Raw genomic sequence first — 20,648 nt, forward strand, 5'->3', positions numbered from 1 at the left:
CTTTCTGCTGTCACCTTCGAAGAACTCGAAACCAGACTTAGAGGCGCCGGCTTAATCCGGTCCTAACAGCTAAAATCCGACACAGATCCGCGCCGCCTCAGCTCCGCAGGAAAATGATCTCGAGCCGCTCGTTGCGCGGATCCATCGGGTTGCTTTCCGACGGCTCGCGATCGGCATGGGCAGTCACCCGGTTGATGCGCTCCTTGGCGAGCCCGTCGGCCAGAAGCAATTCGCGGAACTGGTCGGCATGGCGGGTCGAGACCTCCCAGGAGGGATCCCGCGCCAGCACGATGGGATAGGCCCCGACATGTCCCTCGATGGCGAGCGGGTTGGTGACTATCTCCGACACCCGCGCGATCACGCCCGAGAGCGCGTGCAAGAGCTCGGTCGGGGCGCCGGCCGCGTCGAAGAGCGGCGCGTCCCTGGTCGCGAAGAGCTCGACCACGAGCCCCTCATCGGTCACCCGCGTCACGATGTGACGCATCAGGTTGTCGCTGAGCAAGCTCTCGCCACCGTGGCCCATGAGCATATCCTCGACCGCCTCGAAGGCCGGATCCTTCGGCGACGCCTCGGTGTCGTCCGGGTTTGCCGCGCCGCGGGCTTCGTCCTGCGTCGTCGGCCGCAGGCTGGTCGCCCCGGTGCCGACGCGCGGCAACTCGTTTTCCGAGAAGATGCTCTCGCCGCCGAGATTGCCATCGCCACCGCCCGACACGCGGCTGATCGCGATGGTCGGGCTGAAATAATCCGCCAGCCCCTTGCGCTGTTTCTCGGTCGTCGCGTTCAGCAGCCACATCAACATGAAGAAGGCCATCATCGCGGTGACGAAATCGGCATAGGCGACCTTCCACGCGCCGCCGTGATGCCCGTCACCGCCCGAAACCTTCTTCTTCTTGATGATGACCGGCGCGACACTGCTGTCGACCGCCATGTTCCACCACCTTGTCTTTCACCCCGACACAGGCTCTAGCGGAACAGCGGTTACCTCCCGCTTAACGATTAAAACTGTCGATGGATCCGGCGCGCAGATACGTGCCGAGAATCCCACAAACCGAGCCTGCCGGTTTCGCATAGATAGACAGCTGCCCGGTTTCCGAATAGCTCTAGGGGCCAAAGCGTTCACGAGAAACGGGATTGGCCACATGGCGGCGAGGGCAGCAAAGAAGGCGGGACAGGTCGGCGTCCTGGCGATGACGGCAGCGGGGATGCTGCTGGCCGGAAGCGCCCTGTCGCAACCCTTCCCGAGCTACAACACCTATGGCTCCCCGGGGCTGATCGACATGCCCACCGCGGAGATGGCCCCCGACGCCACCGTCGCGCTGACCTATGGCCATATCGCCGGCAGCAACCGCGGCTCGCTCGCCTTCCAGATGACCCCGTGGCTGACCGGCACCTTCCGTTACACGGGCATCGAGAATTTCGACGATCCGTCGAGCGTCGACGGGGTCTATTTCGACCGCAGCTTCGATATCCGCATGCAACTGCTGCGCGAGACCCGCCTGCGCCCCGCCATCGCGGTGGGCCTACAGGATTTCATCGGCACCGGCATCTATAGCGGCGAGTATCTCGTCGCCACCAAGACGCTCCCCAAGGGCGTGAAGATCACCGGCGGCCTCGGCTGGGGCCGTCTCGGCAGCTATGATCCGATCGCCTCGATGGGCACCCGCCCGGCAACCGTGCTCGGCCGCGGCGGCATCCCGACCTACGATCGCTGGTTCCGTGGCGACATCGCGCCGTTCGCCGGCATCAGCTGGGCTCCGAACGACCGCCTGACCTTCGAGCTCGAATACTCCTCGGACCAGTACGACCAGGAAACTCGGAAGAGCGATTTCGAGCATGACTCGCCGTTCAATCTCGGGATGCAGTATCGCTTCAACAACGACACCCAGCTGTCGCTCTACTACGCCTATGGCAACACCTTCGGCGTTCAGCTGAGCTACCCGTTCAATCCCAAGACGCTCGGCGTCCCGGGCGGCGCCGAGACCGCCGGTCTTCCGGTCAAGGCGCGCGCACCGGGCTCCGCCCGCGATCTCGGCTGGACCGCATCGCTGGAAGGCACCGAGGCCAGCGTCAAGCAGCGGCTCACCGCCAGCCTCGACCGCGACAAGCTCGATCTCGTCGGTTTCGATCTGAGCGCGACCCGGGCCACCGTGCAGCTGCGCAACCCGACCTACGGCGCGCCGGCGCAGGCCATCGGCCGCACCGCGCGGGCGATGACCCGCCTGATGCCCGCCTCGGTCGAGGAATTCGTCATCATTCCGACCGAGAACGGCCTTCCGATGTCTGCGGTGACGCTGCAGCGCAGTGATCTCGAGGCGCTGGAAAACGACGCCGCGGTCGAGATGCTCGCCCGCACCGCGATCACGGATGCCTATGGTCGCGGCGCCCTGCCCGATCTCGAGGAGTTTCCGCGCTTCACCTGGAAGCTTCTGCCCTACTACGATTACGCCACCTTCGACCCGGAGGCGCCGCTGCGGATCGACCTCGGCGCAAGCCTCTCGGCAAGCTGGGAGCTGCGCCCCAACGTCGTCCTGTCGGGCGCGATCAAGAAGAAGGTGTTCGGCAATCTCGACACCATCACGCGGGAATCGGAATCGAAGCTGCCGCGGGTCCGCACCGACTACAAGGAATACGCCACCGAGGGCGATCCCGCGATCAGCCGCCTGACGCTGGATGTCTATGGCCGCCCCGGCCCGGATCTCTACAGCCGGATGACGGTCGGCTATCTCGAGCGGATGTATGCCGGCCTGTCGGGCGAGGTGCTGTGGAAGCCGGTCGGAAGCCGCTTCGCACTCGGCGCCGAGCTGAACTACATCCGCCGGCGCTCCTTCGACGGCATGCTCGGCCTCGAGGAAAACGTCACCGTCGACCCCGTCTCCGGCATCGAGCGCGAGATCCCGGACGTGAACGGCCATGTCTCGGGCTACTACGCCTTCGGCAACGGGTTCCACGGTCAGGTCGATGTCGGCCGCTATCTCGCCGGCGATTACGGCGCCACCTTCACGCTGGAGCGCGAGTTCGCCAATGGCTGGCGTCTCGGCGCCTTCGCGACCTTCACCGATGTCTCGGAAGAGGATTTCGGCGAAGGCTCCTTCGACAAGGGCATCATGCTGACGGTCCCGTTCTCCATCGGCACCGCGAAGCCCTCGCGCGGCTCCGACACCTTCACCATCCGCTCCGTCCAGCGCGACGGCGGCGCCCGGCTCAACGTTTCGAGCCGGCTCTACGAACAGGTCCGAACATGGCACGAGCCGGAAGTCGCCAACACCTGGGGGAGGTTCTGGAGATGATCCCGCGCCTGCCCCGCCTTGCCGCGATCCTCGGACTGAGCACCACACTCGCCGGCTGCAGCAACGATCCATATTTCGATTTCCCGATCGACTCGTTCTACAACTCGCTTCTCAAGCGCGGCGGCGAGCCCTCGCAGGTCAGCCAGCAGGAGATCGTCGAGACGCTGTCGAAGAGCGATCTGCCGGTCACCTTCCTCGGCGTCGCCGACCGGGAGTCGCAGACGCTGCTGATCGGCATCGAACAGAACGGCCCCTACGACACCTACGCCAACGCTAACCGCCAGGCGATCACCATGCGAAACGGCATGATCACCGGCACGCGCGGCCTCAGCGGTGACCTGATGTCGACCGACGAAGCCGCGCTGCTCTCGCTGGTGCGTGCCCGCCGCTCCGGCCAGGCCACCTATATCCAGCGCTTCCTGACCCCGGAAGACGTGACCGAGGTGCTCACCTATCGCTGTGGCGTCGAGCCCGACAAGCCGGTCGATGTCGCCATGGGGCTGGTGCAAGGCAAGGCGACAGAGGTCGTTGCCGCCTGTGAGAGCGCCGATGGCCCGCCCTTCGTCGATTACTATGTCGTCGGCGGCGATGGCGAGATCCTCGCCTCCCGGCAATGGCTCGGCGAGAATCTCGGCTACGTCGCGATGCACCAGCTGCGCCGCTGAGCCCCGGGCTCAGTGCAGCGGCAGGCGGCGGATCACCGTCGCCAGAACCAGCCGCGCGTCGTAGCACAGGCTGCGCCGACGCGCGTAGATCAGGTCGAGCCGGGCCTTGCGCGGCACGCATCTCCGGCAATAGACCGCCTCGGTCTCTTCCTTGCTGCGACACGGCGCCAGCAGCTGCTCCTCGGTGCGGTGGTAGGCCAGCGTTGCCAGACCGGTGACCCCGGGCCGCGCCTTCAGCACCTCGCCATAGATCTCCGGAAACATCTCGGTGTAGCGGCGCAGCGGCGGCCGCGGACCGACGAAGCTGATATCGCCGCGCAGGATGTTCCAGAGCTGCGGCAGCTCGTCGAGACGGTAGCGCCGCAGCACCTTGCCGGTGCGGGTGATGCGGCTCGTCTTGTCGCCGCCCGACACGCCGCTGTCCGACCGGTCGGTGGTCATGGTGCGGAACTTCCAGAGCGCGAAGCCTTGATCGGGCGTCTTCATCCGCTCGGAGACGTAAAACACCGGCGCCCCGTCGCGCAGCAGGATCAGCAGCGCGATGATCAGGATCGCCGGCGTCAGCACCACCGCCAGCAGGCCGGCGAGCCCGATATCGAAGGCGCGCTTGGCCGGGCTCATGCGCGGATCCCCCGCTTATCCGAGGCCCCTGCCCCGGCGGCCGGTTCTCGCTTGTTCGGAATCGAGAGCGCTGAAACTGTCACGGTGGCCTGTCCGAATGGGAATTTCGACGATAGAAGATTGTCTAGCACCGGGCGCTGACGCTAAGAAGTTCGGTGAGACGACCGAAGGTTCACCGAGGGACGCTGTATTGCCAAGACCACACTTTTTCGTCGCTGCGCTCGTCCTCCTGCTTGCGGCAGCCTGCTCGCAACTGCCGCGCGGCGCGGCGGTCCAGGCCGAGATCGTCAGCGAATACAATGTCGAGAACCCATCTTTCCAGGCGATCCGCGTCACCCGCGCCAACATGCCGATGATCGCCACCTGGCCCCGCACCGGCTGGGAAAACGAATATCCCTGGCCCGGCACCTCGCACGGCGCCAATTCCAGCGTCATCCAGACTGGCGACAAGCTCGATATCGTCATCTGGGACAGCCAGGAAAACTCGCTTCTGACCGGCGCGGCCGAGAAATCCGCCGCACTGAAAGGTGTTGAGGTCGGCCCGAACGGCGCGGTTTTCGTACCTTATGTGGATGAGGTCTTCGTGCGCGGGCTCTCGCCGCAATCCGCCCGTGCCCGCATCCAGGACAAGCTGATGCAGATCGCGCCGTCGGCGCAGGTTCAGCTCAGCCTGCAGCAAGGGCGCAGCAACTCGGTCGAGCTGGTCGGTGGCGTTGCCAATCCGGGCGCCTTTCCGATGCCCTCGCGCAACTACAAGATCCTCGGCCTGATCGCCGATGGCGGCGGGGTCAGCCCCACCCTCAACAATCCGCGTGTCCGGCTGCTGCGTGGCGGCACGACATATGAGACCTCGGTCGAAGACCTGCTCGACAACGGCGTTCGCAATACGCTGCTGATGCCCGGCGATACGGTGATCATCGAGGAGGACAAGAAGACCTTCACCGCGATCGGCGCCTCCGGCCTCGAGGATCTGATCGACTTTCCCAAGGATGATCTCAGCGCAATCGAGTCCGTTGCCCTGTTCGGTGGTCTCGCAGATGCCCGCGCCGACCCGCAGGGTGTCTTGGTGCTCCGCGAATACGACGTGCACCAGCTGCGCTCCGATGGTAGCGCGCCCAGCATGCAGCAGGTGATCTTCGCCTTCGATCTGACCTCGGCCGACGGGCTCTTCGCGGCGCGCAAGTTCCGGATCAATCCCGGCGACACCGTGCTCGCCACCGAGTCGCCGCTGAGCCAGACCCGGACCCTGTTCTCGCTGATCGGCACGGCCTTCGGCCTGACCCAGCAGGTCGCGGGGATCAGTTTCTGACGCGAACCGACCCGAGCGGAACGCAAAAGGGCGCATCCTCGGATGCGCCCTTTCTGTTTGGCGATGACCGGCGGTCCTGACTCCGCCGGCCAAAGGTTACACGAAGCTTACATGTCACCGCCAAGCGAGGCGAGGTAGGCATAGACGTCGGCCGCGCCTTCGCGCAGCTTGAAGGTCATGCCCGAGCGCGCGCCGCTGTCGTCGAGATATTCGCGAAGGAAGCCGGTCGGATCCTGAACGTAGGCCTCGAACGAGGCCTCATCCCAGACCAGCCCCTTCTCGCCGGCTTCCTCGATGGACTTCTTGTAGCGGAAATCCTCCACCGAGCCGGCCTCGCTGCCGATGATGCCATAGAGGTTTGGCCCGGTGCGGCCGCCTTTCACGATGGTCTCGCCGGCATCGTCGACGATCATGTGGCAGGAGCGACAGCGCTTGCCGAACAGGTCTTCGCCGGCGGCGGCGTCGCCGGCCTCCTGAGCGACCGCGCTGCCGGCAAGAGTCACTGCGGCGAGGGCCGTGGCTATCTTGAGTTTCATGGATTCTGTCTCCCGTGACGTAGTTCCGGACAAAAACCTAGCGCAGGGGCGCAGAACTCAACAATAGCCGGACCCCTCACATGCGACCAAATGGCAGTGCCAGCTTGACGCCATCGGCACGGCATTGGAAAGAAGCGCCATGACCAACGACATCCCCGCATGGGTCGACGGCACGCTGACGCCGGTCGACAAGCTCGAGGCGCATCTCAGGGGCCTGCGGCACAAGGCCATCTCGGTGTTCCTGCTGCGCGGCGACGCGGTGCTGATCCAGCGCCGGGCGCTCGGCAAGTATCACACGCCAGGGCTCTGGGCGAACACCTGCTGCACCCATCCGCACTGGGACGAGACGCCGCTCGGCTGTGCCACGCGCCGGCTGCGCGAGGAGCTGGGGATCGAGGGCGTTGCGCTCAGCCCTCGCGGTCAGGTCGAATACCGTGCCGATGTCGGCGGCGGCATGATCGAGCACGAGCTGGTCGACATCTTCGTGGGCCATGCCCCCGAGGGGCTGGAGATCGCGCCCAACCCGGACGAGGTCATGGACGCTGTCTGGGTCGCGATCGACGAACTGCACCGGCAGACGCGCGAGGAGGCCGAGCGCTTCACCCCGTGGCTGCGGATCTATCTCGACCAGCATGCCGAGCAGATCCTCGCGGATCCCTGAGCCTCAACGGCGCTTGCGGAGATAGACGTAATAGGCGCCCGAGCCGCCATGCTTGCCATGCGCCTCGGAGACCTGCAGAACCGCCTGCGCCACCGGCGGCAGGCGCAGCCATTGCGGCACCTGCGTCTTCAGGACGCCGCGCCGGCGAGGCATCGGATCGTGCGGATCCTCGCGCATGCCCTTGCCGGTGATCACCAGCACCAGCCGCAGGCCACGGGTCTGCGAGGTCAGGATGAAGCGGATCAGCTCGGGATGGGCCTGATCAATGGTCATGCCGTGCAGGTCGATGCGCGATTCCGGCACCAGCTTGCCACGCTTCATCCGCGTGAACGACTTGGCATCCATCCGCACCGGATCGCGGGACAGACGATCCGAGGTGGTTCCGAGGAAATCGTGATGCTCGGGTGCCGGCTGGACGCGGCTGCCGAGATCGAAGGCGGGCAGGGGATCTCTTGGCGGCGGCGATTTGCGTGGCGGACGGCGGCTCGCGGCCTCCTCGGGCTCCGGTGCCGGTTTCTGCCCGGGCAGGCGCTCGGCGGAGCGCGCCACCTGTTGCCAGAGCTCGAGCTCCTCCGGTCGCAGCCGCCGCTTTCTCATAGCACCGATTCCGGCAGCAGCGCATAGGCGCGCTGGATCGGCAGCAAGACAACGAGACGGCCCGGATCCTTGATCTCGCCGGCCCGGCGGCCCGCCGCATCGCCGGTGCCGAAAAAGATGTCGGCCCGCTGCGCGCCCTTGATCGCCGAACCAGTATCCTGCGCTATCATCAGCCGATGCAGCGGCTCGGCCCCGGCCTTCTCAATCCAGACCGGCGCGCCGAGCGGCGTGAAGGCGGGATCGACCGCGATGCTGCGCAGCGTGGTGATCGAGCGATTCATCGCCCCGAGCGGACCGCGCTCGGCAGGCACTTCGCTCACCTCGCGAAAGAAGACGTACGACGGATTGTGATAGAGCAGGTCTTCGCCATCGAACGGGTTGCTGCGGACCCAGTTCTTGATCACTTGCGCTGAGACCTGGTGCGGATCGAAGGTGCCGCGGCGGATCAGCTCCTTGCCGATCGAGCGGTAGGGATGGCCGTTGGCCCCGCCATACCCCACGCGCAGATGACGACCATCGGGCAGGCGGATTCGGCCCGAGCCCTGCACCTGCAGGAAGAACAGCTCCACCGGATCGTCGACCCAGGCAATCTCGAGCCCGCGCCCCCGCATCACGTCGGTCGACAGGATCTCGCGCCGTTCGAGCCAGGGCCGGATCTCTTCCGCCTCGGGCGGCATGCGGTAGATCGGGTAGCGATAGCGCGGCGTCTCCACCAGCGATCCGTCGAGCTCGGGCTCGAAATAGCCGGTGAACAGCCCGTCTCCGCCATCGGAGATCAGAACCGGGCGGAAGAACAGCTCGAAGAAATCCTTCGCATCCTCCGTCTCACGGGCCACGGCGCAAAGGCTGCGCCAGTCGGGCTCGTCGAGATCGCCGCAGGTCTCCAGAAATACCGAAAGGGCGGCGGAGTGATCGTCCGCCGCCCAGCCGTCGAGATCCGAGAACTCGAGAATCCGGTATGTGGTGTCTGTGTCCGCCGCGCTCATGGTGCCTGCCAGTGCCATGCCGGCGAGGATCGCGGCACGGATCGCCTGTCGCATTATTCGTCGGTCGCGACCAGCTGCCAGTTGGGATCGTCGCTGCCCATGCGGCGGGCATAGGTCCAGACATCCTTCTGGCGCTTGACCGCGGTCGGGCTGCCTTCGATCACCTCGCCCGCGGCGTTCTTCACCACCGAGGTCAGCTCGCCGACATATTTTACCGTGATTTCGGCCAGGCGTTCGCCCTCGTCGAAGGTCGCATCCACCAGCGACAGCTCGCGCACGCCGACGAACTGCGCCTCGATGGTCAGGCCCTGCTGGGCGCGTTGCTCGATCACCTCGCTGAAGGTCTCGTAGAGCTCGTCGGACAGGAACGGCTTGAGATCCTCGATCTCGCCATTGTCGAAGCCCATCAGGATCATCTCGTAGGCGCCGCGCGCGCCGGAGAGGAACTCACCCACGCCGAAGGAAGGCTCGGCGCGCTTCATCTTGGCCAGCGCCTCGGCGGCGGGGCTGTTTTCGGGCACGTGATCGATGATATCGTGATCGGGGCCGCCTTCGATGACCTCGAAGTCGCGCGCGGCATCGTCGCGGCGGCTGGGCGCGGGGGCCTGGGGCTTCTCGAAGCCGTCGCGGGTTCCCAGGACGCTGCGCAACCGCAGGATCAGGAAAATCGCGATCCCGGCAAGGACCAGAAGCTGGACGATCGGCGTGTTCATCGGCACCTCATGCGCGCAAACGTGGAAGTTCTGTCGTTGCAATCCTATGTAGGGGCTGGGTCCCGGCAAGTCTACCGGCCCCCAACCCGAAGGGAGACCGCATATGTGGCTTTTTCTGGCATTTTTGCTCGTGCCGCTGATCGAAATCGGATTGTTCATCCAGGTGGGCGGCCTGATCGGCCTGTTTCCGACGCTGGCCATCGTCGTCATCACCGCGGTGATCGGCACATGGCTGGTGCGGTCGCAGGGCCTGAGGGCGATGGGTGATCTGCAAGGATCGTTCTCGCGGCTCGAGGATCCCACCACGCCGCTGGCCCATGGCGCGATGATCCTTCTCGCCGGCGCGCTGCTGCTGACGCCGGGCTTCTTCACCGATGCGGTGGGCTTCGCGCTGCTGACCCCGGCGTTCCGCAAGATGGTGCTGAATTACATCTCGCGCCGGGTGACCGTGACGCGGTTCGAAATGGGGGGACGCCCCGGGCCGCGCCCAGGCCCCCAGCCGGACATGCGACAAAATCCGCAGCATTCTTCGCAAGGCGATGTCATTGACGGCGAATTTACGGAACTGGGGCAAGACAAGAAGCCAAATCACCCCGGCTCGGGCTGGACGAAGCATTGAGACGCCGTGACGGGGCTGCTATTGCATACCCAAACCTGCTTCGAGGAGTGAAACATCATGGCAGAAGAAGCCACCCAGAACGGTGAAGCCGGTGCACAAGCGCCGGTGAAGATGAACGTTCTCGCACAGTTCGTGCGCGACCTGTCGTTCGAGAACATCCTGGCCCAGAAGGGCAGCGGCGGCGAAGTGCAGCCCGACGTTCAGGTCCAGGTCAATCTCGACGCCAAGAAGCGCTCGGCCGAGAACCAGTACGAGGTCGTCCTCAAGCTGAAGGTGGAGTCGAAATCCAAGGGCACCGACGCCATGCTGTTCATCCTCGAGATGGATTATGCCGGCGTGTTCCACATCGAGAACGTTCCGGAAGAGCAGCTGCACCCGTTCCTGCTGATCGAGTGCCCGCGGATGATCTTCCCCTTCGCGCGCCGCATCGTCTCCGACGTGACCCGCGATGGTGGTTTCCCGCCGCTGAACCTCGAGATGATCGATTTCGTCGCGCTGTATCGCAACGAGATCATGCGTCGCCAGCAGCAGGCCGCGGCGAGCGGCGAACAGAAGCTCGACGCGTAAGCTCTCAGCCGCGCGACCAGAGCGCGGCGTCTCCGAGTTTCTCGACAAAGGCGGCGTGAGCCGCCTTTTCTTCGTCGGTGATCCGCGGCGCGAGCGGCTCCGGCCGGCGCTGCGGGCGCCAATTGTCGTCGCCCCCCTCCGAGCCGCCGCCCTGTCGCACCGGGCTCAGCACGAGATCGGGCTGCTTGCCGCCGATCAGCTCGAGATAGACATCGGCCAGGATTTCGCTGTCGAGCAGCGCGCCGTGCAGCGTCCGCGACGAGTTGTCGATGCCGAAACGCCGACACAGCGCGTCGAGCGAGGCCGGCGAGCCGGGAAACTTGCGCCGCGCGATGGCCAGCGTGTCGACGGCGCAATCCTTCGGCAGGAGAGGGCGCTTGGCCCAGCCCAGCTCGGCGTTGAGGAATTTCACGTCGAAGGTGGCGTTGTGGATCACCAGCCTTGAATCGCCGATGAATTCGAGAAACTCGTCGACGATCTGCGCAAACAGCGGCTTGTCGCGCAGGAAATCGTCGCCCAGCCCGTGCACCTCGAAGGCCTCCTGAGGCATCGAGCGCTCGGGGTTGATATATTGGTGATAGGTCTTGCCGGTGGGCACGTGATTGTAGAGCTCCACCGCGCCGATCTCGACGATCCGGTCGCCGGTTTCCGGCTCGAAGCCGGTGGTTTCGGTGTCGAGTACGATCTCACGCATGTCGCCGCCTTTCGATATCCTGCATCACAGCCTGCACCTGAGCCTTCGCGTGCTCAAGCGTGTCGGTCTCGATGACATAATCCGCCCGCGCGCATTTTTCAGCATTGGGCATCTGCCGCGCACGGATCCGTTCGAGATCCTCGGCGCTCATTGTGCCGCGCGCCAGAACCCGTTCGCGCTGGAGTTCCGCCGGAATAGAGACACATGCAACCGCATCCATCGCGCGCTCGGCACCGGTCTCGAAGAGCAACGGGATGTCGAGCACGACGATCCCATCGGGATGCGCGGCGATAAAAGCGGCGCGGTCTTCCTGCACCAGAGGATGCACGATGGCCTCGATGCGGGGCAGGGCGGTCGGGTCGCCGGCAATGATCTTGCGCAGCCGATCGCGAGAGATCGCGCCATCTTCGATCGCATCCGGAAAATCCGCCTGCATCGGCGCCACGGCTGCGCCGCCCTTGGAATAGAGCCGATGCACCGCGGCATCCGCATCCCACACGGCACAGCCTTCCTCGGCGAAAAATCCCGCCGTTGTGGATTTGCCCATGCCGATCGAGCCGGTGAGACCGAGGAGAAAGCCCATCACAGGATCGCGGCGCGGGTCGCGTCATCGACCTCGGGGCGTTTGCCGAACCAGCGCTCGAAGCCGGGCACCGCCTGGTGGATTAGCATCCCCAGGCCATCGACGCAGGTGCAACCCTGCTCGCGCGCGACCCGCAAGAGCCGGGTTTCGAGCGGCGTGTAGACCAGATCGGTGACCACCGTTCCGGGCTGCAACCCGTCGAGCGGCACCCGCAGCTCCTGCTTGCCGACCATGCCCAGAGAGGTCGAATTGACCACCAGCGCCGCCTCGTCCATCGCGTTGCCCGCCTGCACCCATTCGACGACGCGGATCCGCGCGCCAAACTCCTCGCGCAGTTGCTCGGCGCGGTTGCGGGTGCGGTTCGAGATGCGGATTTCCGGCGCGCCGACCTCGAGCAGCGAGGCGATCACCGCCCGCGCCGCGCCACCGGCCCCCAGGACCATCGCCGGCCCGGCCTTCGGATCCCATCCCGGCGCGCCCTGGCGCAGGTTCTCGATGAAACCGTAACCATCGGTGTTGTCGGCGTGGATCTTGCCATCCTTGCGGAAGATGATCGTGTTGGCCGCGCCGATCAGCGTCGCCCGGTCGGAGACCAGATCGGCGATCTCCATCACCTTTTCCTTATGAGGAATGGTGACGTTGACGCCGACGAAGCCGAGATCGGGCAGGGCGCGGAAGGCACTCTCCAACTTGTCGGGCGCCACATCCATCGGAATGTAGTGTCCCTTGAGCCCGTAAGTCTTGAGCCAGTGGCCATGCAACAGCGGCGAGCGGGAATGCGCGATCGGGTGCCCGATGACGCCGGCCAGTGGAATTCGCGTGTCGGTCATGCGGCGATGATCTCCCGGACCTGCAGAAAGGCGATGAGCTCGAGCAGCGGCAACCCGAGAATGGTGAAATGGTCGCCCTCGATGCGGGCGAAAAGGCGCACGCCCTCTTCCTCGAGCTTGTAGCCGCCCACCGAATGGCGAACGCTCTCCCAGTTCCGGGCGATGTAATCGTCGAGATAGGCGTCGGAGAAGTTGCGCATCACCAGCCGCGCGACACCCACGTGACGCCAGATCGGCTCGCCATCCTGATAGATCACGGCCCCCGAATAGAGGTGATGCCGTTGCCCGCGCAGCCGGACGAGTTGCTCGCGGCAGTCTTCGGGCGTTTCGGGCTTCGCAAACACCTCTTTTCCAAGCGCGAGGATCTGATCACAGCCCAGAACGAAGGCGCCCGGGTTCTTTCGGGCCACGCTGCGCGCCTTATACTCCGACAATGCGTCCGCGATGTCGCGCGGCGAGGCTTCCTCGGCGGCCAGTGAGTCGCGGATGGCCGATTCATCGACGCGCGCGGGCTCGATTCGATGCGGAACCGCCGCTTTGCGCAGCAGCTCGGCCCGGATTTCGGACCCGGAGGCGAGGATGAACGGCAGACTCATGTGGAAAAACCTGTCGAAAGCTTTGGGGTCTTGTCGGGGGATGGTTCTGAGGAAAATCCCTCCGACATGCAAGCACGGGGAAAACCCGGGCCTTTCACGGCGCGCCGGGGTGATTCCTGAGTCTGTGGGCATGGATAACTCACCACTGGGGATGCCCCCCTCGCTCCCCTGCCTGTCCCAAAGTTGTCCCGAGACTGTTTCTTTCAAACAAGCTTATGATTATGAACAATAATTCCGTTTAGTTTGCGCACTTCTCGTATCGCACCCCACAATCTTATCCACAGGCAATCCGGATCGGGAAAACTCTGAGAGAACTCAATAATCCACCGGACTCGAGGGGGCCTAAACCAAAATCATCCTTTCTCTTTCTTTCTTGAGATAAGGGAGGCCCCGGCCTCGCGCCTCTCGATCTCTCAGCAAGATTGACTCACCCCCTCGGGATAGCTAAATCCGAGTCCGACGCCCGTCCGGGCTGATCAATTCCCAGAGAAAGACAGTTTTGAGGCCGACGACACGCTTGGCCCGAAAGGATTCAGCATGAGCAGCGAAACGCTCAACCTCTCTGACCTGAAGGCGCAGAGCCCGAAGGATCTGCTCGCCATGGCGGAGGAGCTCGAGATCGAGAACGCCTCGACCATGCGCAAGGGCGAGATGATGTTCCAGATCCTGCGCGAGCGGGCGGATGAAGGCTGGGAAGTCTGCGGCGATGGCGTCCTCGAGGTGCTCCAGGACGGTTTTGGCTTCCTGCGTTCTCCGGAAGCCAACTATCTCCCCGGTCCCGACGACATCTACGTCTCGCCGGAGATGATCCGGAAGTATTCGCTGCGCACCGGCGACACCATCGAAGGCGAAATCCGCGCCCCCGACAACGAAGAGCGCTACTTCGCGCTGGTCGACGTCTCGAAGATCAATTTCGAGGATCCCGAGCGTGCCCGTCACAAAGTTGCCTTCGACAACCTGACGCCGCTCTATCCCGATGAGCGGCTGAAGATGGAAATCGAGGATCCGACGATCAAGGATCGCTCGGCCCGCATCATTGATCTCGTGGCGCCGATCGGCAAAGGCCAGCGTTCGCTCATCGTGGCGCCGCCGCGGACCGGTAAGACCGTCCTGCTGCAGAACATCGCCACCTCGATCGAAAAGAACCACCCGGAATGCTTCCTGATCGTCCTGCTGATCGACGAACGCCCCGAGGAAGTCACCGACATGCAGCGCTCGGTGAAAGGCGAGGTCGTCTCCTCGACCTTCGATGAACCGGCGACGCGCCACGTGGCGGTGTCGGAAATGGTCATCGAAAAGGCGAAGCGCCTGGTCGAGCATAAACGAGATGTTGTGATCCTTCTCGACTCGATCACAAGACTTGGTCGTGCCTTCAACACCGTGGTGCCGTCCTCGGGCAAGGTTCTGACTGGTGGTGTCGACGCCAACGCGCTGCAGCGTCCGAAGCGCTTCTTCGGTGCGGCGCGGAACATCGAGGAAGGTGGCTCGCTGACCATCATCGCGACGGCGCTGATCGACACCGGCAGCCGTATGGACGAGGTGATCTTCGAAGAATTCAAGGGTACCGGCAACTCCGAGATCGTTCTCGATCGCAAGGTCGCCGACAAGCGCGTCTTCCCGGCGATCGACATCCTCAAGTCGGGTACCCGGAAAGAGGATCTGCTCATCGACAAGGTGGATCTGCAGAAGACCTTCGTCCTGCGCCGCATCCTCAACCCGATGGGCACCACCGACGCCATCGAATTCCTGCTGTCGAAGCTCAAGCAGACCAAGACGAACTCGGAATTCTTCGACTCGATGAACAGCTGACGCCGGCCGGGAGGCAGGTTTGGACACCATCTTTGCGCTTGCGAGTGCGCCGGGGAAAGCCGGCGTAGCGGTCATCCGCGTTTCCGGCCCGTCCGCCTGGGCGGCGGCGGAGCAATTGGCTGGCGCGCTGCCGAAGCCGCGCGAGGCTGTTCTGCGCCGGTTGAAGGATCGCGCGGGGCAGGTACTCGATGAAGCCTTGGTCTTACTCTTCGCGGAAGGGGCCAGCTTCACCGGCGAGGCCGTCGCCGAGTTTCATGTTCATGGCAGCGTCGCGATCCAGCGCGCCGTTCTTCGGGAACTCGAGGAAATGGACGGGCTTCGCATGGCGCAAGCCGGTGAGTTTACCCGCCGCGCACTGGAAAATGACCGGCTCGACCTGACGCAGGTCGAAGCTCTGGCCGATCTCATCGAATCCGAGACTGAAAGCCAACGCGTCCAGGCCCTCCGGGTCTTTGCCGGTGCGCTTGGAGAACGGGTTGAAGACTGGCGCCGCGATCTCGTTCATGCGGCCTCTCTGCTCGAGGTCACGATCGATTTTGCCGATGAAGAGGTTCCAGTCGATGTGTCCGGAGAGGTGCGCAGCTACCTGGAGCGCGTCATGGCCGGTCTCGACCGCGAGATTCGCGGCATGGACGGCGCCGAGCGCATCCGCACCGGCTTCGAGGTCGCCATTGTCGGCGCGCCGAATGTCGGCAAGTCGAGCTTGTTGAACGCGTTGGCGGGGCGCGACGCCGCGATCACCTCCGAGATCGCGGGCACGACCCGTGATGTCATCGAGGTGCGCATGGAGATCGCCGGGCTTCCGGTGACGCTTCTCGACACGGCGGGGCTGCGGGAGACGCAGGATCCGGTCGAGAAGATCGGCATCGCCCGTGCGCGTGATCGGGCCATGACCTCGGATCTTCGCGTGATCCTGAGTGACGAGCGCGGGATGCCGGATTTTGACGCCTTGGAGAGCGACATCGTTCTGCGCTCCAAGGCGGATCTCTCTGCCGATGGCAAAGGCATTTCCGCGAAGACGGGGCAGGGGCTCGATGGGCTGATTTCCGAGATCGGTGCGCGCCTGTCGGAAAAGGTCCAGGCGGCGGGGCTTGCGACGCGGGAACGTCATCGCGTGGCTTTTCTTGAGGGCCGGATCGCTCTGGAAGATGCGATGGGTCTGCTGCTGCGCGGGCCCGACGCTTACGATATTGCGGCCGAGGAAATCCGGGCGGCAATCCGCGCGCTCGAGCTTTTGATCGGTCGCATCGACGTTGAGAATCTGCTAGACGAGATCTTCTCAAGCTTCTGCATCGGTAAGTGAGGAGTGTTTCACGTGAAACATCGTGATTTCGACGTTGTCGTCGTGGGTGGTGGACATGCCGGCGCGGATGCCGCGGCGGCGTCTGCGCGCATGGGTGCCCGGACCGCTCTGGTCACGCTGACCGAGGCAGGGATCGGGGTCATGTCCTGCAATCCTGCCATTGGCGGGCTGGGGAAGGGCCATCTCGTCCGCGAAATCGATGCGCTTGACGGCGTTATGGGCCGTGTCGCGGACCAGGCGGGCATCCAGTATCGACTGTTGAACCGGCGCAAGGGGCCCGCCGTGCAAGGGCCACGCGCCCAGGCTGACCGGAAACTCTATCGCGAAGCCATGCTGCGCGAAATGAAGGCGACCGCAAATCTCACCATCATCGAGGGCGAAGTCATTGACCTGATGATGGCGGGGGACACCGTGACAGGCGTGATCCTGGAAGATGGTTCCGAGCTGTCCTGTGGATCCGTGGTTTTGACCACCGGGACCTTCCTTCGCGGCGTTATCCATATCGGCGACAAGAGTCGCCCCGGTGGCCGCATGGGAGATCGCCCTTCTGTGAAACTCGCCGAACGGATCGACCATTTTGGGGTCGAACTCGGGCGGCTGAAGACCGGCACCCCGCCGCGTCTCGATGGGCGGACCATCGATTGGTCTCAGCTTGAGGAGCAGCCCGGAGATGACGATCCGGTGCTGTTCTCGTTTCTGTCGAAGGCGCCCGCCGCGCGGCAGATCAGCTGCGGTATCACCCATACCAATGAGCGCACGCACGAGATTATCCGCGAGAATCTCGATCGCTCCGCGATGTATGGGGGCCATATCGAGGGGATCGGTCCTCGGTACTGCCCGTCGATCGAAGACAAGATCGTGCGGTTTGCCGACAAGACCTCTCACCAGATCTTCCTTGAGCCCGAGGGGCTCGACGATGACACGATCTATCCCAACGGCATCTCGACCTCGTTGCCGGAGGACGTCCAGCTCGACTATGTACGCTCGATCTTCGGCCTCGAGCGCGCCGAGATCCTGCAGCCGGGCTATGCCATCGAGTATGATTTCGTCGATCCGCGGTCGCTGGATCTGCGTCTGGCGGTCCGAAATGTCGGCGGCTTGTTCCTAGCGGGGCAAATCAACGGGACGACCGGTTACGAGGAAGCCGCAGCGCAGGGTCTTGTGGCCGGTTTGAACGCGGCGCTGGAGGCAATGGGGCAGGGGAGCGTGCAGTTTGGCCGCTCCGAGTCCTATATCGGCGTGATGATCGATGATTTGACGTCGCGCGGCGTGAGCGAGCCCTACCGTATGTTCACGTCGCGCGCCGAATTCCGGCTATCCTTGCGCGCAGACAATGCCGATCAACGGCTGACACCTAGGGCGATCGAGCTTGGCTGCCTCTCCGAGGAACGCCGTGTGGCCTTCGAGGCAAAGATGGAGAAGCTCTCGGAGGGGCGCGAGCTGTTGGAATCCCGTCAATTTGCACCGAAGGACCTCGGAGCCATGGGGATCCAGGTCTCTCCTGATGGGCAAAAGCGGAATGGCTTTCAGCTTCTCGCATTTCCCGATGTGACGATGGAGACCTTGACGCGGGGCGAGCCGTCCTTCGCAGAGATCGACGCTGTGATCGCTGAGCAGCTTGAGCGGGATGCGTTGTATGCGAATTACATTGCGCGTCAGCAGAAGGATGTCGAGGCGCTGCGGCGTGATGAGGCCATGACCATCCCGCGCGATTTCGAGTTTGCCACGGTGGAAGGCCTCTCAAACGAGCTGAAGCACAAGCTCTCGCTTGCACGACCGGAAAACCTCGCTCAGGCGTCCAAGGTCGATGGGATGACGCCGGCCGCGCTGTCCTTGCTTCTCCTCCGGCTCCGCCGCCATGGGCAGGTGAAGTCTGCATGAGCCTTCTCGACGCGCGCCTGCCGGAGCTTAATGTTTCACGTGAAACACAAGACCGGCTGCACCATTTCGCATCCATGCTCGAGAAGTGGTCTCCGAAGATTAATCTCGTCTCAAAGAGCACCCTCTCCGACGGATGGAACCGTCATATCATCGATTCTGCTCAGGTTTTCGAGCTCCGGAAGCACGATACGGGCCTCTGGGCGGATCTCGGGGCAGGCGGAGGCTTCCCCGGTCTGGTGGTTGCGATCCTGGCACATGAGCTTGCGCCCGGGCTGAAAGTGGCCTTGGTGGAATCCGATCAGCGCAAGGCGGTCTTCCTGCGTTCGGTTCTGCGCGAAACCGGGGTGACGGCAGATGTAAAGGTTGCGCGGATCGAGCAGCTCGAACCGCTTCAAGCGGACGTTCTCAGTGCACGCGCTCTTGCGGACCTTCCGACACTGCTGTCTTTCGCCGAGCGACACTTGGCGCCGGAAGGGCAGGGGGTGTTCCTGAAGGGCGCAAATTGGGAAAAAGAAGTCGCCGCCGCGCGGGAATCGTGGAAGTTCGATCTCGCGACGCGTACAAGTATAACTGATCCAAATGCAGTCGTCCTGACCATCGGAGAGCTGACACATGTCTGATCCGTCGCGGCCCCGCGCCCCCAAGATCATCGCCATCGCCAACCAGAAAGGCGGCGTCGGGAAGACCACGACGACGATCAATCTTGGCGCCGCGCTGGCGGAGAAAGGGTTGAAGATCCTGGTCGTCGATCTCGATCCTCAGGGCAATTCGTCGACCGGGCTCGGGATCGAACCGGATGATCGGCAATACACGACTTACGAGCTGCTGCTTGACGACGTCGCGCTTGAGGATGCGATCCTGCCGACGGATCAGGAAAACCTTCATCTGATCCCGGCGACGGTGGATCTCAGCTCGGCGGATATTGAGCTTGTATCGAACGAAAAGCGCAGCTTTCTGCTGCACGATGCGCTGCGCCAGACCGAGATCGACGCGTTCGGCTTCGATTATGTGCTGATCGATTGCCCGCCCTCGCTGAACCTGCTGACGGTCAACGCGATGGTCGCGGCGCATTCCGTGCTTGTCCCGCTGCAGAGCGAGTTCTTTGCGCTTGAGGGGCTGTCGCAGCTGATGCTGACGGTCCGCGAAATCCGCCAGAGCGCCAACCCGGACCTTCGGATCGAGGGCGTTCTGCTGACCATGTATGACGCGCGGAACAACCTGTCGCGCCAGGTCGAAGACGATGCCCGCGACAACCTTGGCGACCTGGTGTTTTCGACCGTGATCCCGCGCAATGTGCGGGTCAGCGAGGCGCCGTCCTACGCCATGTCGGTGCTGAACTATGACAGCCAGTCGAAGGGGGCTGCGGCCTATCGCGACCTTGCCGACGAATTGCTGCGCAAGAATGCGCGGCTCGCCGCCTGAGACCAGAAGAAAAGAAAGAGCAGAGATGGCAGAGAAGAAGGAAGCACGCCGGGGTCTGGGGCGCGGATTGTCCGCGCTGATGTCGGATGTCGATATTGCACCTGCCCGCGAGCAGGACAGCATGACCCCGAAGACCCCGGACCGCATGGTCCCAATTGAAAGCCTGGTCCCCAACAAGGACCAGCCCCGCCGCACCTTCACGACCGAGCAGCTGCAGGAGCTCTCGGAGTCGATCAAGACCAAGGGCATCATCCAGCCGATCATCGTGCGCCCGGCGCCGAATGAGGAGGGCAAGTTCGAGATCGTCGCCGGTGAACGCCGCTGGCGCGCGGCGCAGCTGGCGCAGCAGCACGAGGTGCCTGTTCTCGTGCGCGAGCTCGACGACCAGGAAACGCTCGAGATCGCCATCATCGAGAACATCCAGCGTGCCGACCTGAACGCCATCGAAGAGGCTGCGGGCTACAAGGCGCTGATGTTCCGATTTGGTCATACACAGGAGAAGATTGCCGAGGCCCTTGGCAAGAGCCGCAGCCATATCGCCAACCTGCTGCGCCTGCTGAACCTACCCGACAGCGTGCAGGATTACGTTCGCAACGGTGATCTGAGCGCCGGTCACGCGCGGACGCTTGTCACGGCAGAAAACCCCGACGTCATCGCGCGCGAGATCATGGCGAAGAAGCTGTCGGTGCGGCAGGCTGAAGCCCTTGTTCGCGGTGCATCAGAGCCGAAACGCCCCAAAGTGTCCGCTGCGGCGCCGCAGGCTGTCGAGAAGGATGCGGACACGCGGGCGCTTGAGGGCGATCTCTCGGCGGCGCTTGGCATGAAAGTCTCGGTGGCGCACAAGCCGGGCACCGAAGCAGGCAAGCTCACGATATCTTACGAGAGCCTCGAGGAACTAGATACGCTCTGCATGATCCTGAGCTCGTCGCGGTAGGGCAGGGTAGAGAGAGAAAGAAAAGCCCCGGGCCG

General features: G+C 63.9%; 22 protein-coding genes. 12 read left to right on the top strand and 10 right to left on the bottom strand.

What is annotated here, in order from left to right:
* Positions 1-97: 97 nt before the first annotated feature.
* Complete coding sequence (locus KUV62_RS08415) at positions 98-928, bottom strand: flagellar motor protein MotB (protein ID WP_222603240.1); 831 nt, start codon at positions 926-928, stop codon at positions 98-100.
* Positions 929-1,139: 211 nt separating this feature from the next.
* On the opposite strand from KUV62_RS08415, the gene KUV62_RS08420 reads away from it, so the two are divergent.
* Complete coding sequence (locus KUV62_RS08420; protein ID WP_222603241.1) at positions 1,140-3,287, top strand: YjbH domain-containing protein; 2,148 nt, start codon at positions 1,140-1,142, stop codon at positions 3,285-3,287.
* Positions 3,284-3,952: a YjbF family lipoprotein gene (locus KUV62_RS08425; RefSeq protein WP_222603242.1), complete on the top strand. Its 669-nt coding sequence runs from the start codon at positions 3,284-3,286 to the stop codon at positions 3,950-3,952. Before KUV62_RS08420 ends, KUV62_RS08425 begins: the two co-directional genes overlap by 4 nt.
* Positions 3,953-3,961: 9 nt before the next feature.
* Here the strand turns inward: KUV62_RS08425 and KUV62_RS08430 are convergent, their stop codons facing one another.
* Positions 3,962-4,573, bottom strand: coding sequence for a sugar transferase (locus KUV62_RS08430; protein WP_222603243.1), 612 nt, complete (start codon positions 4,571-4,573; stop codon positions 3,962-3,964).
* Between the two features lie 190 nt (positions 4,574-4,763).
* On the opposite strand from KUV62_RS08430, the gene KUV62_RS08435 reads away from it, so the two are divergent.
* Positions 4,764-5,882: a polysaccharide biosynthesis/export family protein gene (locus KUV62_RS08435; RefSeq protein ID WP_261395481.1), complete on the top strand. Its 1,119-nt coding sequence runs from the start codon at positions 4,764-4,766 to the stop codon at positions 5,880-5,882.
* Positions 5,883-5,989: 107 nt separating this feature from the next.
* Here KUV62_RS08435 and KUV62_RS08440 read toward each other — a convergent pair whose 3' ends face one another.
* The gene (locus tag KUV62_RS08440) at positions 5,990-6,418 is read right to left on the bottom strand and encodes a c-type cytochrome (protein WP_222603244.1); all 429 of its coding nucleotides are present in this window, start codon (positions 6,416-6,418) and stop codon (positions 5,990-5,992) included.
* A 139-nt stretch (positions 6,419-6,557) separates the two neighbouring features.
* Between KUV62_RS08440 and idi the strand changes: the two genes are divergently transcribed.
* A complete protein-coding gene (gene idi / locus KUV62_RS08445; RefSeq protein ID WP_222603245.1) occupies positions 6,558-7,079 on the top strand; it encodes an isopentenyl-diphosphate Delta-isomerase in 522 nt (173 codons plus the stop codon).
* Positions 7,080-7,082: 3 nt separating this feature from the next.
* Here the strand turns inward: idi and KUV62_RS08450 are convergent, their stop codons facing one another.
* From KUV62_RS08450 to KUV62_RS08460, 3 genes are read right to left on the bottom strand one after another with little or no spacing between them, the layout of a single operon-like run.
* Positions 7,083-7,676 (bottom strand): Smr/MutS family protein, encoded by a 594-nt coding sequence (locus KUV62_RS08450; RefSeq protein WP_222603246.1) that lies wholly within the window; start codon positions 7,674-7,676, stop codon positions 7,083-7,085.
* Positions 7,673-8,716 (bottom strand): murein transglycosylase A, encoded by a 1,044-nt coding sequence (locus KUV62_RS08455; protein WP_222603247.1) that lies wholly within the window; start codon positions 8,714-8,716, stop codon positions 7,673-7,675. Before KUV62_RS08455 ends, KUV62_RS08450 begins: the two co-directional genes overlap by 4 nt.
* A complete protein-coding gene (locus KUV62_RS08460) occupies positions 8,716-9,375 on the bottom strand; it encodes a Tim44/TimA family putative adaptor protein (RefSeq protein ID WP_222603248.1) in 660 nt (219 codons plus the stop codon). The genes KUV62_RS08455 and KUV62_RS08460 overlap by 1 nt, the downstream gene beginning before the upstream one ends.
* Positions 9,376-9,478: 103 nt before the next feature.
* On the opposite strand from KUV62_RS08460, the gene KUV62_RS08465 reads away from it, so the two are divergent.
* Both KUV62_RS08465 and secB read left to right on the top strand, forming a co-directional pair.
* Positions 9,479-9,994: an FxsA family protein gene (locus KUV62_RS08465; RefSeq protein ID WP_222603249.1), complete on the top strand. Its 516-nt coding sequence runs from the start codon at positions 9,479-9,481 to the stop codon at positions 9,992-9,994.
* Positions 9,995-10,051: 57 nt separating this feature from the next.
* Entirely contained in the window at positions 10,052-10,561 is a 510-nt protein-coding gene (secB, locus tag KUV62_RS08470) for a protein-export chaperone SecB (RefSeq protein WP_222603250.1), read from the top strand.
* A gap of 4 nt (positions 10,562-10,565) precedes the next feature.
* Here the strand turns inward: secB and dnaQ are convergent, their stop codons facing one another.
* The 4 genes from dnaQ to KUV62_RS08490 are packed head-to-tail and all read right to left on the bottom strand — an operon-like array spanning position 10,566 to position 13,264.
* Positions 10,566-11,255 (bottom strand): DNA polymerase III subunit epsilon, encoded by a 690-nt coding sequence (gene dnaQ, locus KUV62_RS08475; RefSeq protein ID WP_222603251.1) that lies wholly within the window; start codon positions 11,253-11,255, stop codon positions 10,566-10,568.
* Positions 11,248-11,838 carry a dephospho-CoA kinase gene (gene coaE, locus KUV62_RS08480; protein WP_222603252.1) on the bottom strand — a complete coding sequence of 197 codons (591 nt, stop codon included), beginning with the start codon at positions 11,836-11,838 and terminating at the stop codon, positions 11,248-11,250. The genes dnaQ and coaE overlap by 8 nt, the downstream gene beginning before the upstream one ends.
* Positions 11,838-12,668, bottom strand: a complete 831-nt coding sequence (locus KUV62_RS08485; protein WP_222603253.1) for a shikimate dehydrogenase — start codon at positions 12,666-12,668, stop codon at positions 11,838-11,840. The genes coaE and KUV62_RS08485 overlap by 1 nt, the downstream gene beginning before the upstream one ends.
* Positions 12,665-13,264, bottom strand: coding sequence for a Maf family protein (locus KUV62_RS08490; RefSeq protein WP_222603456.1), 600 nt, complete (start codon positions 13,262-13,264; stop codon positions 12,665-12,667). The genes KUV62_RS08485 and KUV62_RS08490 overlap by 4 nt, the downstream gene beginning before the upstream one ends.
* Positions 13,265-13,801: 537 nt before the next feature.
* On the opposite strand from KUV62_RS08490, the gene rho reads away from it, so the two are divergent.
* Genes rho through KUV62_RS08520 form a run of 6 tightly spaced genes read left to right on the top strand, consistent with a single transcriptional unit; the run spans position 13,802 to position 20,613 of the window.
* Positions 13,802-15,073: a transcription termination factor Rho gene (gene rho, locus KUV62_RS08495; RefSeq protein WP_222603254.1), complete on the top strand. Its 1,272-nt coding sequence runs from the start codon at positions 13,802-13,804 to the stop codon at positions 15,071-15,073.
* Between the two features lie 19 nt (positions 15,074-15,092).
* Positions 15,093-16,376 (top strand): tRNA uridine-5-carboxymethylaminomethyl(34) synthesis GTPase MnmE, encoded by a 1,284-nt coding sequence (gene mnmE, locus KUV62_RS08500; protein WP_222603255.1) that lies wholly within the window; start codon positions 15,093-15,095, stop codon positions 16,374-16,376.
* Between the two features lie 12 nt (positions 16,377-16,388).
* Positions 16,389-18,257 carry a tRNA uridine-5-carboxymethylaminomethyl(34) synthesis enzyme MnmG gene (gene mnmG / locus KUV62_RS08505; RefSeq protein ID WP_222603256.1) on the top strand — a complete coding sequence of 623 codons (1,869 nt, stop codon included), beginning with the start codon at positions 16,389-16,391 and terminating at the stop codon, positions 18,255-18,257.
* A complete protein-coding gene (gene rsmG, locus KUV62_RS08510; RefSeq protein ID WP_222603257.1) occupies positions 18,254-18,877 on the top strand; it encodes a 16S rRNA (guanine(527)-N(7))-methyltransferase RsmG in 624 nt (207 codons plus the stop codon). The genes mnmG and rsmG overlap by 4 nt, the downstream gene beginning before the upstream one ends.
* Positions 18,870-19,679, top strand: coding sequence for a ParA family protein (locus tag KUV62_RS08515; protein WP_222603258.1), 810 nt, complete (start codon positions 18,870-18,872; stop codon positions 19,677-19,679). Before rsmG ends, KUV62_RS08515 begins: the two co-directional genes overlap by 8 nt.
* Before the next feature lie 25 nt (positions 19,680-19,704).
* A complete protein-coding gene (locus tag KUV62_RS08520; RefSeq protein ID WP_222603457.1) occupies positions 19,705-20,613 on the top strand; it encodes a ParB/RepB/Spo0J family partition protein in 909 nt (302 codons plus the stop codon).
* Positions 20,614-20,648: the final 35 nt, after the last annotated feature.

Source organism: Salipiger bermudensis, assembly GCF_019801965.1.
Lineage (GTDB): Bacteria > Pseudomonadota > Alphaproteobacteria > Rhodobacterales > Rhodobacteraceae > Salipiger > Salipiger bermudensis_A.